The following is a 13,900-nucleotide window of genomic DNA, read 5'->3' as shown; positions in this document are numbered from 1 at the left end:
GCAGTATCTTTTGATTCGCCTATTCTTTCAAATGGTCTACTATAACTGCTTCCAATTCCCTTCAGAAATAACTTCTGCTTCTCCGTCAATCACCTTAATGGCGGTCTGATCGTCTATTGCATACGCTGGTCCCTTGATTCCGCCGGCCCATTTTTCTGCAGCAGCCATGGTGTTGCCCGGAAGCATCTCGTGGTCCAGATGAGGAAATAGTGAAAAATCAACCATGCTCAGCGTTTCATCTCTTCCAGAGGGCGGAGTCCAGCCGACGAAATAGTCTCCGATCTCAGGGGCCATCACCATGCTCCCGGCACTCATTCCCACATAAACGGCGTTAAGCGACGGCAAGAGGTCTGCGAAACCGGATTGCCGCATCCAGTGGCACAGGTAGAGGGCGTCGCCTCCAGACACCAGCAGGACGTCTGTCTCCTGAACGAGCGGCACCCAGCGGTCTTTATCAATGCTCGGCAGCGCGGTGAGCTCCAGCACGCCTACAGATTTCCAGCCCAAATCGACCATGGGATTTCCGGGTTTCCCGGTGATAAACTCCCAGACTTTGACGCCGGGCCCGACCCAGGGGTGTCCGTACATAGCTGTAGGAATGCAGAGGGCAGTGGAATCTGCAATGGGCTTGTCCAGCATGTCAACAAGGGCATTGTGTATGCTCCGGTTCGTTACGCCTCCAGATGTAAGCAGCAATTTCATGCCTTCACTCCTTATCTAATTTCGTAATAATAAAGGCTTCCATCTTTTATCAAATTATCTGTTTTTTACAATAATACCATGTAAAACAAAAACAGCAGGCACTATTCTCCAAAGAATGTGCCTGCTGTTTCATGTGTCATTTCAATTCTGTTGAGGAAACGTTCATTTAAGCCTGATTTTCATCTCACGGTTTGGCGGATCATCGTTTTTCACTGGAGGGAGTCCGTATCCATAGCCCGATGCCGCCTGTTTTACGGTATGGGTCACACTGTTCAGAACTTCTCCCATGTCCTGTGCGGATTCAAACAGCGGTTCCACTGTCTTCATCTTGCCTTTCACATCAACCGTGATCTGATTGGCGGACTGGATAAGTTCTTCTGCTTCTCCCGACAGATCATGGACCGCTTTTCTTACTTCCGCAAGCGTTTCATTCGTCTCATCAAGAGTCGTCATGCCCTTGCGGAGAGTCTGAATTAAATAGGCGACGAGTAACATAAAGGCGAGCGCAGCTCCTGCAGCACTTACTTCAACAATCATCTTGCACCTCCACAGCCGATTATGCACAAGACTGCCTGTACATTGCTACAGTATATGAATCTGCCTGATGGAGTAGAAGTTTAGAGTGAGAGCTTTTCTCCTTTTTTCAAAACCGGCGCCTCTGCACGTACCGTCTCCGGATATTTGATGCCCTGACCAGTGTTCAAGCAGACCACTTTCTCGTCTTCCCTGATCCATCCGCTCTCCTTCAATCTGCGGGCTGCAGCGAATGTTGCCGCACCTTCAGGACAAATAAAACATCCTTCAAGCTCTGCCGTCAGGGCTTGCTCTGCCTTAATTTCCTCTTCTGATACAGCTATGGCATTCCCGTTTGTTTCATAAATTCCCTCCAGTACAAGGAAATCACCGATTGCCTTCGGAACGTTAATGCCGAACGCGTCCGTCTGCGAATTTTCCCAGAACTCCGATTCAGCTTTTCCTTCTTCAAAAGCTTTTACAATCGGCGCACATCCCTCAGCCTGAACGGCAACAAGGCGAGGCATCCTCTCCTTGCTGATCCAGCCGAGCTCCTGCAGCTCCCGAAGCGCTTTGTAGATTCCGATAATGCCCACTCCTCCTCCTGTCGGATAAAGAATGACATCAGGCACCTCCCAGCCGAGCTGTTCGGCGATTTCATATCCCATCGTCTTTTTCCCTTCAATGCGGTAAGGTTCCTTCAGAGTAGAAGCATCATAGAATCCTTGATCTTTCACAAGCTCCGCCACAACTTTTCCCGCATCGCTGATCAGTCCGTCAATTAAATGGAGATTCGCACCTGAAATGGCGGTTTCTTTCCGGGTGATGAGGGGCGCATCAAGCGGCATGATGACATATGGCTCCATCCCCGCTCTGGCAGCATAAAGCGACCAGGCTGCACCTGCATTACCGTTTGTCGGCATCGCAAAGGTCTTTATGCCAAGCTCCTTTGCTTTAGAAATTCCGACAGCCGCTCCCCTGGCCTTAAAAGAGCCGGTCGGTATCAGCCCTTCATCCTTCATAAGCAGCTGTGTTAGGCCATATTCTGCCCCAAGCCTGTCCATTTTCAAAAGAGGGGTCATGCCCTCTCCCATTGAAACCACATGCTTTGGATCCTCAACAGGCAGCAGCTCGTGGTATCTCCACAAACTGTTTTCCCGGCTGGCGATTTCTTCTTTTGATAACGCACTCTTCACTTGATCTAAATGGTAGCGCACCAAAAGCGGAGATCCGCATGTGCAAAGCTGCTGCACGTCCTTAACTGAATACTCGGCACCGCACTTTGGGCACTCCAAGTGTGAAACATAGCTGTACATCTGCATTTCCTCCATTACTTGATAAAGACTCCTAACATCAAGTTAAGAGTCTTGTATTTTTTAATTCCGCTAGATTTAAGCTCTTAATTTATTCTCCACTGCACTCGCCGGCAGTTTTGCAAGCGCCTGCTCAAAATCTTTGATCAGGTCATCCGCATTTTCCAGCCCGACGCTTATGCGCAATAGTCCGTCTGTAATTCCGCGGCGCTCCCGTTCTTCTTTTGGCATGGCGGCGTGGGACATTCTGGCCGGATAGGACAGAATGGATTCGACCGCTCCAAGGCTTACCGCAAATACCGGCAGCTCCACATTTTTAACGAGCGTGCGGACGGCATCCTCGTCTGCCAGTGTGAAAGACAGGACAGCTCCAGGACCATCTGCCTGATACCGCTGGATCGAGTGCCCGGGATGAAACGTGAGTCCAGGGTAGTACACGTTCCGGACGGCTTTATGGCGGGATAAATAGTCTGCGAGTTTTCGAGCAGACTCACTGGACTGCTGCAGCCTTACGTTCAATGTTTTCATGCCACGGAGAACGAGCCAGCAGTCCTGGACGCCGAGGACGGCTCCGAATGCGTTCTGCAGTTTCTGTACTCTCGCTGCAAGCTCCTCTCCCTTTACAACGGCAAGGCCTGCAAGGACGTCGCTGTGTCCGGCAAGGAATTTGGTGGCGCTGTGAAGGACGATGTCCACGCCGAGTTCAATCGGCCGCTGCAAAGCTGGTGTAAGGAACGTATTATCTAAAAACGTCAGGCATCCGTTTGCTTTTGCAAGCTTTGTAATCCCCCGGATGTCGGTAATTTTCAAAAGAGGATTGGACGGCGTTTCAACGTAAATGACTTTCGTATTCGGCCTGATATGAGAAGCCACTTCATGCAGATCGGTCATGTCAACAAAGCTGTACTCGATGCCGAATCTGCTGAGAACGTCTGTAATGATCCGGTATGTTCCCCCGTAAACATCCTCTGTAATCAGGACATGGTCTCCTTTTGAAAGAAGCAGAAAACAGGTGGAGATCGCTGCCATCCCGGATGCAAAAGCAAAGCCTCTTGTTCCGCCTTCAAGTTCAGTAATGGCCTGCTCAAGTGTTTCCCGCGTCGGATTTCCCGAACGGCCGTAGTCGAATTTCCCGTAATCGTCAAAATCAAACTGGTGAAACGTTGATGAATGATGAATGGGAACGCTGACCGCCCCTGTATCTTTCTGCGCCTTATGACTGTTGTGAAGCAGTTTCGTCTCGAATGTCCACTTACCGCTGCTCAACTTTATCTGCCTCCTTCATAAGTTCAAATGCCTGCAGCAGATCCTGCTCCAAGTCACCTGCGTGTTCAATGCCGACTGAAAAACGCAGCAGGCGGTTGCATACGCCGTTTGCAGCTCTGATCTCTTCTGGAATATCCATATGTGTCTGCGTGGCCGGATATGTGATAAAGCTCTCAACGCCTCCGAGACTCTCAGCAAAGGTTATCGTCTTCAGTGCTTTTAAAAATGGATTGACCCACTCTTCTTTTTGCAGTCTGAACGAAAGCATTCCGCCTTTTCCCGGGTATAAAACATCCGTTACTTCGGATTGGCTCTCCAAAAATTCTGCAACCTGTCCTGCATTTTTTTCATGCTGATTCATCCTTAAAGCAAGTGTCTTCATCCCGCGGATCAAAAGCCATGAATCAAATGGGGAGAGCACGCCGCCGATTGCATTATGGTGCTGGGCAAGCTCTTCGCAAAGCTCTTTGCCTTTTGCGACGACAAGACCTGCAAGTACATCGTTATGTCCGCCCAAATATTTGGTAGCACTGTGAATGACAATATCGGCTCCGTCTAAAATCGGCGTCTGCAGAATAGGCGTGTAGAACGTATTATCAACAATCAGCAGCAGCTTGTGTTCCCGTGCCATTTCGGCTATATCGCTGACCTCTGTTTCCTGCATCAAAGGATTTGTCGGAGTCTCCAGAAAAATCGCCTTTGTGCGGTCATTGATCAGCTGCTTTGTACAGTCCCCGTCTTTAAAATCCGCATAATGGAAAACAAGGCCGTATTTGCGCCATTCCCGTTCAAACAAACGGTATGTTCCGCCGTACAAATCGGAAGAGACAATCAGTTCATCCCCGCTTTTAAACAGGGCCATCAGCGTCTGAATGGCTGCCATTCCCGAACTGAATGCATATCCCTGATCGCCGTGCTCAAGATCTGCGATTGCTTTTTCTAAAATTGTTCTCGTTGGATTTCCTGTCCTGATGTAATCAAACCCTGTTGATTCCCCGATTCCATTATGTCTGTAGGCTGTTGAAAAGTAGACGGGCGGGTTTACCGTTCCCGTTATGTTTTCACTGCGATTCCCGATTTGCGCCAAAGTTGTTTCAATGCGTTCCGACATGATTAAACACCATCCTGTTTGTCATTTCTTCTTTTACACGCCCTGGACCGGGCTTTTTTATATGCTTTGGAAAAATAAAAAGCGCCTTCCTCATATAAGAAGAAGACGCTGGTTCGGCAAAACTGGCTTCCTCTTATCTCCCAAGCATTCAAGCTTGCTGGAATTAGCACCTTGGTTCGAACAGGCATCTGCCTGATCTTTTCCGGTTGCTGAGGTTTCGCAGGGCCAGAACCCTCCACCTCTCTGGATAAGAATAAATAGTATGAATTTTTTAAATGTTTTTATTACCTTACCTCACTTTTTTCATAAATGCAAGGGTTTGGGGCAAAAAACTCAGCCCTTCACCGAGCCTGCAGTCATTCCCGCAATAAAATATTTCTGAAGGAAGATGTAGGCAATAATAAGCGGCGCAGAGGCAATCATCACGCCGGTGAACAGCATCGGATAGTTCGTCATGTACTCCCCCTGAAATTCAAGCAGAGCAAGCGGCAAGGTCTTATATTCATCTTTCGTGATGAAAAGCAAAGGGTACAGCAGGTCGTTCCAGTGCATCACAAACAGAAAAATGGCTGTTGCAGACAGCGATGGAAGCGAGAGCGGCAGGGCAATTTTGCGGTACATCAGCCAGTTCCCGGCGCCGTCAATGGATCCTGCTTCAAACAACGATTTCGGCAGAGTTTTCATGAATCCAGTGAGAATGAAAACAGCAACAGGCAAGGTAGCCGCAATGTTGACGATCATCAGTCCCACGAGACTGTTCGTCAGCTTCAGCTGAAAAATCAACTGATAGAGCGGAATCATGTTCACCTGCGCAGGAATCATCATGCCGAGTGTGAAAAATCCGAACACAGCAGCGCTGAGTACACCGCCGATCCGCGTGATGGCAAAGGCGATCAGGCTTGCAAAAAACAGCGTCAGAAAGACGGATACAAGTGTGACAATTGAGCTGTTCTGAAAATACAGGCCCATCGACTGATCTTTAAAAATAGATATGTAATTTGACACTGAAAACCGTTCAGGCAGTCCGAGTACATTTTCATACATTTCAGCAATCGTTTTAAACGTTGTTAAAAAGATGGCGAAGATCGGAATGATGATAATGGCTGCGTAGATTAATATGAGTCCGTACTTTGTTCCTTTCAACGTTCGTCACCCTTTCCTCAGTAGTCGACCCTGTTTGCGTGCAATGCCTTAAACTGCACAAACGTAATCAAGGCAATGACGGCCATAAAAATAACGGATTCTGCTGATGCATAGCCAAATTTAAAGCTCCTGAATGCCGTTGTGTAAATCAGGGTTGCGATAATCTCCGTTGAATAGTTCGGACCTCCGCGCGTCATGGCAAAGATCAGATCGAACGCTTTAAATGATTGTATCGTTGTGTACGCGACAACGATGGTTGCTGCGGGAGCAACAAGCGGCCATGTGACTTTTTTGAACGTCTGCCATCTGCTTGCCCCTTCAATTTTGGCCACCTCGTAAAGATCGGCAGGAATGCTCTGAAGACCGGCAACAAAGATAATAATCATCTGTCCTGTATGAAACCATACTTGCACGACAGCAATTGAAAAAATGGCGATTTTCTCATCACCCAGCCAGTTCTGTGCCAGGAAATCAAGCTGCAGCCCTGTAAGAATGGTTTTAAGGAGCCCAAGGTTTGGATCGTAAATAAACGACCAGATAAAGGCGACTGAAACAGAGGATAGAATCGTAGGAAAAAAAAACAGTGCCCTGAAAAAAACATTGGTTCTTGTGTTTTTAATCAGGAAAAGGGCAAAGACAAGGGAAAACAGCGTTTGAAAAACAACGACAAACAGCATGAATTTCACGTTGTTTCCAAGTGCTTTTGCAAAAATAGAGTCATTTGTCGCCAGATTGATATAATTGGTCACTCCGACGAAATCAAAATCAGGGGAGATTCCGTCCCAGTTTGTAAATGAGTAAAAGAAGGCGCTCAGTGTCGGGTAGATAAAAAAGATGCTGTACACAAGAATGCCGGGTGCAAGAAAGAACAGCAGTGATTTGTTATGTTTCAGCAATGAAATGGCCTCCTTTCATGATGAGAAGAAGAGGGGGCTTTCCCCCTCTTCTCCGGATTACTTGCTTAAGTTCTGCTCAACAATTTTTTGTGCTTCTGCAGCCGCTTTTTCAGGATCCGTTCCGCCGATGACAGCCTGAATGGACGCGATCACCGCTTTTTCAACATCTGCATTCGGAATCAGAAAGCGGGGCTGGAACCGTGTGTTTTTTTCCATCCAGACAGCTGTATCTTTCAGTTCTTCAGACTCATACGTGACATCTTTAAGCGTTACATGCTGGCCGGTTTTATTTGCGTATTCGCCTGCATTTTCTGATTCAGAAAGGAAGCTCACGAATTTTTTTGCTGCATCCTGCTTCTCTGATTTGCTGTTGACTGCAAGCATGAACGTGGTTGTGTGGACCCCCTCGTATTTTGCTTCATTTTCAGCAACTGTGATTGGCGCAAGAAGCTGCAGCTTAATGTCCGGATTTTGCTGCTTAATGCCGGCCATAGCGTAAGATCCGCTTGCAAGCATTCCTGCTTTTTCCTGGGCCATCAGCGCAATGGCTCCGTCATGCTTTGTGCCGAGGGCTTCTTTAGCAATGTAGCCTTTGTCAGTAAGCTCTTTAAATTGAGAAAGCGTCTTGACCCACCACTCATCCGTCAATTTTGCATCGCCGGCCATAAGCTTCGCAAAAATCTCTTCGTCCGGCGCATTGTTCATCATCATGCTGTTCATCAGCTGTCCCGGGCCAATATCAGCTCCAGGGAAGGCGATAGGTGTATAGCCGTTTTCTTTAAGAGTTTCGCAAAGAGCCAAAAATCCTTCCCAGTCTTTAGGGGGCTCCAGTCCGAGTTCTTCAAAAATACCTGCATTATAGACAGGCTGGTTATAGACAAGCTGCAGCGGAACGGCAAGCTGTTTGCCGTCTGCCTTTCCTGCTTCTATCAGGTTTTCGTTGTAATTCTGAACAAATTCCTCATTGGAAAGGTCAGCGAAAAAGCCTGCTTTTTTAATAATTTCAAATTGAGATCCCGGGAATGATGTAAACACATCTCCCGTTGAACCGTCTCTGAGCAGCGTCTGTGCAGTAGACTGATATTCTTCAGATGGATAGACTGTCATGTTTACTTTGATTTTCGGATTCTCTTTTTCGAATTTGCTGATCAGTTCTTTAAAAACTTCAGCATCCTCCCCGCGCCAGTGGATAAAGCTGATTTCTGTCACTCCGTCTTTTCCGCTCCCTCCGGTTTCATTCGAGGAGCACCCGGCTAAAGCAAGGACCATTACGAATATTGCCGCTAAGAAGCTGCTGAGCTTTTTGTTCATCTTATACCTCCTGTTTGATGGTTTTATGTTTCAGGGGCAGCTTTGGAAACAGCAGTTCCGCTGTGCGGTATGCTTCTTCCAGATGCGGATACCCCGACATAATGAATGTGTCTACGCCTGCTTCGGCGTACTTTTTCATATTTTCGGCCACGCTGTCCGGATCCCCGACAAGCGCAGTCCCCGCACCTTCCCTTGCAAGACCAATTCCTGCCCACAGTCCCGGTGCGATTTCAAGCGCGTTTTTGTTGTCCAGCGACAAATCCGTCATCCGGCGCTGCGCGACTGAATCAAAGCGCGCAAATTTTTGTCTCTGCGCTTCCACTACGCTCTCATCAACATATTGAATGAGTTCGTCTGCAGCCTTCCATGCCTCTTCCGCCGTTTCTCTGACAATGACATGAAGCCTGATGCCAAACTTCACTTCGCGTCCTTTTTTGGCGGCGAGCTCCCTGACTTTGTCAATTCGCTCTTTCACGATTTCAACCGGCTCTCCCCATGTCAAATAATAATCAACGTGTTCTGCCGCCACTTCATGTGCTGCAGGTGATGTGCCCCCAAGATACAGCGGAGGATAAGGCTTTTGCACAGGCGGATGATGGATGCCGCCGCCTGCAATGTCAAAATACTCTCCCTTAAAATCAACCGATTCTTCTTCAAAAAGCCTTCTCCATACCGTCAAAAATTCATTTGTCTGCTCATAGCGCTTGTCATGGCTCAAATGAAGGCCGTCTCCTGCCAGCTCAACAGGGTCCCCTCCCTGTACGATATTCAAAAGAAGTCTTCCCCCTGAAATACGGTCAAGAGTAGAAGCCATGCGGGCTGCAATCGTCGGGGGCGTAAAGCCCGGTCTCAGTGCTATCAGAAATTTCATCCGTTCTGTCACAGGAATAAGGCTTGATGCGATGACCCATGAATCCTCGCATGCTTTTCCTGTCGGGAGGAGTGCTCCGGTGAACCCAAGCGTATCCACCGCTTTTGCCACCTGCTGCAAATATTCGATGGTGACCTCCCTCTTGCCTTTATCTGTACCTAAATATCTGCTGTCGCCTGCTGTCGGTAAAAACCAGAATATCTCCATATATATCCTCCTAAGTCATTTGCCTGTGCTCGAATGCACTGCTGTATTTTCAGCTGCCTGAATAAAAAAATGGATCCGCTTTCTTTTCAAAAAGGCTCCCAGCCCAAATAGACATGGGGCGGGAGCCTTTGGTTTTCCAATCAGCTCAATCCATATAAGATTAGTCAGAATTAATTTTTATAATAGTAAGAGTTTACAAGATTGTCAATTTATTTTGCATAATTTGGTGAAAAAAGGCTTTCCCTGTTAACATACATTCTTCAAAAAATGACAAACTCCTTTAACCTTTTCTCTTAAAATTCACAAGCATCACACCTGCAATGATCAGCATGCCCCCGGCGCCGCTCGCCAGCAGGACAGGCTCATTCAGCAGGAGCACGGCGGCAATGACGGTTGCAAGCGGCTCAAAGTAAAGGAAGGAGGATACTTTCGTTGCCTCCATGACTTCCAGCGCCTTCCCCCAGAACCAATAGGCTACGGCTGATACAAAAATCCCGAGAAACATAAGATGTGTCCAGTTTTCGCCTGTCAGAACGGACAGCTGCCTCCAGCCTTCTCCCCTGATGAAAAATGGGAGCGTCATTAGAAAGCCGAAAAAGCTTGTGTAAAAGGTGACCGTCAAAGCCGAATACGGTATCGCCAGTTTTTTAATCAAAATCGAATAAACCGCCCAGTTTAACGTGCTTAAAATCATCAGGATATAACCGAAGTTCACGTGAAACACAATGGATCCGCCCTGCCTGTAAGACGTAATCAGAAGCACCCCGAGAATGGCAATCGTCATGCCGGCCGCTTTAAACAGCGTAAACCGTTCTTTTAAAAAGAAGGCAGCAAGAACAGCTGTAAAAATCGGCGAAAAAGAAATGATCCAGCCTGCTTCGGAAGCCCCGATCGATTGCAGGGCTGAGGCCTGTATGATCTGATGGACGAAAATCCCGAGTACGGCAAGAATGAAAACGGCGGGCATTTGCGAGAGGCTCATTTTGAGCGGATGTCTTAGAAGCAGAAGCAGAAAAAGCAAAAAGACCGCAGCAATTCCAAAGCGGACAACAAGGAGCGTGAACGGGTCAAGCTGGCTGAGAACAGCTTTTGTAGACACAAAAGAAATGCCCCAAAAAGAAATCGAAACGGCTGCATAAATACTTGCAATAAACTGGAACGGTTTTTTCACCTTCAGCACTCCCGGAGCTTGTCTTCTTTTAAGAAATATGAGCTGCTCTCCGGAATTATGACACGTTGAAATCTGTCATTATTCATTCACATATCCTTCCAATTTATTACACTATTATATGGTATATTTATCCTATACAGAAAGGCGGCGAAGGATATGAACCAAACTCTTACTAAGCCTAAATGGGGATTGTATCTGTTTTTTGTGGTCCTGATTCTGGCTTCAAATGCTGCTCTATACCGTCTTCCAATCATGCAGCCTGTTCCTGATGGTGCGCTGATTGGATCCCTTCTTGATTTTCTAGTTGTCATTCCCCTTTTAACTTACTTTTTCATTTTAAGAAAACGGTATTCCCTCACCTATATAGGACCTGTTGTTTTAGCCGGTTTTTTATTTGCCCATTTTATGCTGCCTGAAGAACAGCTTGCCGCGCATCCCCTTCTCCCGGCAGCCGTTCTGGCTTTTGAATCAATCTTTATCGCAGCAGAGCTGTTTCTTCTTGTCCTTGTATTGAGAAAGATTCCTCTCATCAGAAGAGATTATCTGTCAGCATCCGGTCTTCCCTATTTTCACCTGAAAGCGGAATCTGCTGTCTGCAATCATATTTCCAGGAACAAATTGACGGACGTCCTTTTAACAGAAGCTTCCCTGTTCTATTACGCGCTTCTTTCATGGAAGAAAAAAGCACCCGTTCGAAGCGGAACGTTCTTTTCCGCCCACCATAAAACAAGTGCGGTTGCTACTTCGATTATGCTGATTCATGCCATCGTGCTGGAAACGGCTGCGATACATTTTTTTCTCCACTCGTTTAGCCCCGTCCTTTCGTGGGTATTGCTTATTCTAAATCTATATGGAGTGCTTTTTCTCCTCGCAGACATGCAGGCAATAAGGCTTTGCCCTTATCACCTGTCAGATGACACATTGCATCTGCAGGCTGGCATCTCAAAAAAAATCAGCATCCCGCTTGCGCATATACGTGATGCAGGACTGAACGATCTTCCTGAAAAACGGCCGAAGGAACAGGAGCGGCAGATTCTTGATTTAAGCCTTCAAGATCTGGTGAAAGAGAAACCCGCTGTTAAAATCAGTTTAAAAGAACCTGTTTCAGCGGATTTGCTGTATGGATTTAAGAAAGAAGTCACAATCGTTTTGCTTAATGCTGATGAAGCGGAGTCATTCATCCGTGAAATCAGGAGACGAACCGAAAGCTAATGACTCAAGATGCAGGTATTTTCCCGCTGTTCATGTTAAAATGATGGAAGCGTTTTAATCATTATTTTCGGATGTTAGTCCGTCATCTTTTGGGGGTATCACACATGACAGTCAAATCAGGTATTGTACAGGAGACGCTGCTTTATTCGCAGGAGTTAAAAGAAGAAATGACCTTGCTCATTTACTTGCCTAAAAATTATTCCCCTCTATATAAATACAGCCTCCTGATCGCTCAGGACGGTCAGGATTATTTCAGGCTGGGGCGCATTTCAAGGCAGGCTGAGGAATTGCTTTCAGACAGTAAAATGGAAAATGTCATCATAGTCGGCATTCCCTACCGTGATGTACATGACCGCAGGGAAAAATATCATCCTGACGGCAGTCGCCATTCGGCCTACATCCGCTTTCTGGCGCATGAACTCGTGCCATTTTTAGACCGGGAATTCCCGACTTATCAAATGGGTGCGGGACGTGCGCTGATCGGTGATTCTCTGGCAGGCACAGTATCTTTTATGACGGCTTTGACCTATCCGCACACATTCGGAAAAGTCATCATGCAGTCACCATACTCGGATGATTCGGTACTCAAAATGGTGAAGGAATGCTCCTCGCCTGAACTGCTGTCGGTGTATCACCAGATTGGTGTGAACGAGACAGAGGTGAAGACTACAGACGGCGCTGTACAGGATTTCCTTGAGCCGAACAGGGCTCTGCATCAGGCGATGACAGACAGAGGCATTCCGGTTCAGTATGAAGAATTTGAAGGCGATCATAAATGGACTTACTGGCAGCCGGCCATTAAAAAGATACTGCAGTCCATGTTTTAACTGCTTTAATAGGCTTTGGCCGCTGATTTTGATATACTTTACTTACATATTCGTAACATGGGAGGGAACTAAAATGAAATACGGCATAGCCATTTTTCCATCAAAAAAACTGCAGGATGCAGCCAACTCGTACAGAAAGCGCTACGATCCGAACTACGCACTGATTCCGCCGCATTTGACGCTGAAGCAGCCGTTTGAAGCAACAGACGAGCGAATCCGCGATATTTCAAGAGAACTGCGCCAGATTGCGCAGAACCATCAGCCCGTAACTCTGTCAATCCGAAAGTTCAGTTCCTTTTCTCCAGTAAACAATGTCATTTATTTAAAAGTAGAACCGACAGAGCAGATTTTAAGCCTGTATGATGCGCTTCATGATGAGTATTTTTCTGATGTTGAGCCGGAATATGCATTTGTCCCTCACATCACAATCGGACAGAAGCTTTCGGATGATGAACATTCGGACGTGCTTGGCAGTCTGAAGATGACTGATTTTCAGCACGAAGAAACCGTGGACCGTTTCCACCTTCTCTATCAGCTGGAAAATGGATCATGGACGGTTTTTGAAACATTTCTCCTTGGAAAGGAAGGCCTCTAAGTGAACGTACGCATTGTAAAATCGGATGAAGAGCTTCAGGATGCTTATGATGTCCGGACGAAAGTATTTGTAGAAGAACAGCAAGTGCCTGAAGAAGAAGAAATTGACCAGTTTGAACGCGAAGCTTCCCACGTGGTCCTTTACGACGGTGATCAGCCCGTCGGAGCAGGCCGCTTCAGAATATTAAACGGCGTCGGCAAAATGGAGCGTATTTGCGTGCTCCCTGAATACCGTTCAAAAGGCGCCGGCAAACTGATTATGGAAAAACTCGAAGAAATTGCCGCTGCAAAGGACATGCAGACATTAAAACTCAACGCCCAGACACATGCAGAAGCGTTTTACGAAAGACTCGGCTACCGCACAGTCTCCAAGGAAACCTTCCTGGATGCAGGAATTCCTCACGTGACGATGATGAAGGAAATAAAATGATCAGATAAAAAAGCAGCTGTGTGCTGCTTTTTTTGTTTTTGTGCGGATTTACTGGTACCGGGTGTCCATTGTGATCTGCTAACTCCGGATTAGAACACTTTCGAGCCTGTGGTCTACTCACTTTGTGCTGCTTACTCCGGATTAGAACACTTTTGGGCCTGTGCTTTACTCAGTTTCTGCTGCTAACTTTGGTTTAAAACATTTTTGGGACTGGGCTCTACTCAGTTTGTGCTGCTTACTCTGGCTTAGAACACTTTTGTGCCTGTGCTCTACTCTGTTTGTGTTGCTAACTCTGGTTTAGAACACTTTTGGGACTGTGATCTACTCAGTTTC

At 46.9% G+C, this 13,900-nt stretch carries 14 protein-coding genes and 1 riboswitch; of the genes, 4 read left to right on the top strand and 10 right to left on the bottom strand.

The genetic code is table 11. The features are described from left to right. Positions 1-39: 39 nt before the first annotated feature. The 10 genes from ACK1LH_RS05395 to ACK1LH_RS05350 form a co-directional block, all read right to left on the bottom strand. Positions 40-702 carry a Type 1 glutamine amidotransferase-like domain-containing protein gene (locus ACK1LH_RS05395; RefSeq protein WP_029282496.1) on the bottom strand — a complete coding sequence of 221 codons (663 nt, stop codon included), beginning with the start codon at positions 700-702 and terminating at the stop codon, positions 40-42. 162 nt (positions 703-864) lie between these two features. Then, complete coding sequence (locus ACK1LH_RS05390; RefSeq protein ID WP_051826963.1) at positions 865-1,239, bottom strand: DUF948 domain-containing protein; 375 nt, start codon at positions 1,237-1,239, stop codon at positions 865-867. An 80-nt stretch (positions 1,240-1,319) separates the two neighbouring features. Continuing rightward, complete coding sequence (locus ACK1LH_RS05385; protein ID WP_411335070.1) at positions 1,320-2,537, bottom strand: threonine synthase; 1,218 nt, start codon at positions 2,535-2,537, stop codon at positions 1,320-1,322. A gap of 69 nt (positions 2,538-2,606) precedes the next feature. Then, positions 2,607-3,794, bottom strand: coding sequence for a cystathionine beta-lyase (metC, locus tag ACK1LH_RS05380; protein WP_029282499.1), 1,188 nt, complete (start codon positions 3,792-3,794; stop codon positions 2,607-2,609). After that, positions 3,781-4,905: a methionine biosynthesis PLP-dependent protein gene (locus ACK1LH_RS05375; protein ID WP_282034845.1), complete on the bottom strand. Its 1,125-nt coding sequence runs from the start codon at positions 4,903-4,905 to the stop codon at positions 3,781-3,783. Before ACK1LH_RS05375 ends, metC begins: the two co-directional genes overlap by 14 nt. A gap of 130 nt (positions 4,906-5,035) precedes the next feature. After that, positions 5,036-5,159: riboswitch (SAM riboswitch) on the bottom strand. Between the two features lie 79 nt (positions 5,160-5,238). Further along, a complete protein-coding gene (locus tag ACK1LH_RS05370; protein WP_029565172.1) occupies positions 5,239-6,048 on the bottom strand; it encodes a carbohydrate ABC transporter permease in 810 nt (269 codons plus the stop codon). Positions 6,049-6,065: 17 nt separating this feature from the next. Beyond that, a complete protein-coding gene (locus ACK1LH_RS05365) occupies positions 6,066-6,941 on the bottom strand; it encodes a carbohydrate ABC transporter permease (protein ID WP_411335069.1) in 876 nt (291 codons plus the stop codon). 60 nt (positions 6,942-7,001) lie between these two features. Then, positions 7,002-8,255 carry an ABC transporter substrate-binding protein gene (locus ACK1LH_RS05360; RefSeq protein WP_029282503.1) on the bottom strand — a complete coding sequence of 418 codons (1,254 nt, stop codon included), beginning with the start codon at positions 8,253-8,255 and terminating at the stop codon, positions 7,002-7,004. Position 8,256: 1 nt separating this feature from the next. Then, positions 8,257-9,333: an FMNH2-dependent alkanesulfonate monooxygenase gene (ssuD, locus tag ACK1LH_RS05355; protein WP_051826961.1), complete on the bottom strand. Its 1,077-nt coding sequence runs from the start codon at positions 9,331-9,333 to the stop codon at positions 8,257-8,259. 280 nt (positions 9,334-9,613) lie between these two features. After that, entirely contained in the window at positions 9,614-10,504 is an 891-nt protein-coding gene (locus ACK1LH_RS05350) for a DMT family transporter (protein ID WP_029565168.1), read from the bottom strand. 156 nt (positions 10,505-10,660) lie between these two features. Here ACK1LH_RS05350 and ACK1LH_RS05345 point away from each other — a divergent pair, with 156 nt between their 5' ends. From ACK1LH_RS05345 to ACK1LH_RS05330, 4 genes are all read left to right on the top strand, one after another. Continuing rightward, positions 10,661-11,716, top strand: coding sequence for a hypothetical protein (locus ACK1LH_RS05345; protein WP_029282506.1), 1,056 nt, complete (start codon positions 10,661-10,663; stop codon positions 11,714-11,716). 104 nt (positions 11,717-11,820) lie between these two features. Beyond that, complete coding sequence (locus ACK1LH_RS05340; protein WP_411334658.1) at positions 11,821-12,543, top strand: alpha/beta hydrolase; 723 nt, start codon at positions 11,821-11,823, stop codon at positions 12,541-12,543. A 73-nt stretch (positions 12,544-12,616) separates the two neighbouring features. Then, the gene (locus ACK1LH_RS05335; protein WP_029282509.1) at positions 12,617-13,138 is read left to right on the top strand and encodes a YjcG family protein; all 522 of its coding nucleotides are present in this window, start codon (positions 12,617-12,619) and stop codon (positions 13,136-13,138) included. Further along, entirely contained in the window at positions 13,139-13,567 is a 429-nt protein-coding gene (locus ACK1LH_RS05330; RefSeq protein ID WP_029282511.1) for a GNAT family N-acetyltransferase, read from the top strand. The last annotated feature ends 333 nt before the right edge of the window (positions 13,568-13,900 follow it).

Source organism: Metabacillus indicus (genome assembly GCF_046603695.1).
Lineage (GTDB): Bacteria > Bacillota > Bacilli > Bacillales > Bacillaceae > Bacillus_P > Bacillus_P indicus.
This window is presented reverse-complemented; position numbering and strand designations above follow the sequence as displayed.

Coding starts and splice junctions, on each gene's coding strand:
- ACK1LH_RS05345 (WP_029282506.1), top strand. CDS start 10,661: ATGAACCAAACTCTTACTAAGCCTAAATGGGGATTGTATCTGTTTTTT.
- ACK1LH_RS05340 (WP_411334658.1), top strand. CDS start 11,821: ATGACAGTCAAATCAGGTATTGTACAGGAGACGCTGCTTTATTCGCAG.
- ssuD (WP_051826961.1), bottom strand. CDS start 9,333: ATGGAGATATTCTGGTTTTTACCGACAGCAGGCGACAGCAGATATTTA.
- ACK1LH_RS05395 (WP_029282496.1), bottom strand. CDS start 702: ATGAAATTGCTGCTTACATCTGGAGGCGTAACGAACCGGAGCATACAC.
- ACK1LH_RS05390 (WP_051826963.1), bottom strand. CDS start 1,239: ATGATTGTTGAAGTAAGTGCTGCAGGAGCTGCGCTCGCCTTTATGTTA.
- ACK1LH_RS05335 (WP_029282509.1), top strand. CDS start 12,617: ATGAAATACGGCATAGCCATTTTTCCATCAAAAAAACTGCAGGATGCA.
- ACK1LH_RS05385 (WP_411335070.1), bottom strand. CDS start 2,537: ATGCAGATGTACAGCTATGTTTCACACTTGGAGTGCCCAAAGTGCGGT.
- ACK1LH_RS05360 (WP_029282503.1), bottom strand. CDS start 8,255: ATGAACAAAAAGCTCAGCAGCTTCTTAGCGGCAATATTCGTAATGGTC.
- ACK1LH_RS05375 (WP_282034845.1), bottom strand. CDS start 4,905: ATGTCGGAACGCATTGAAACAACTTTGGCGCAAATCGGGAATCGCAGT.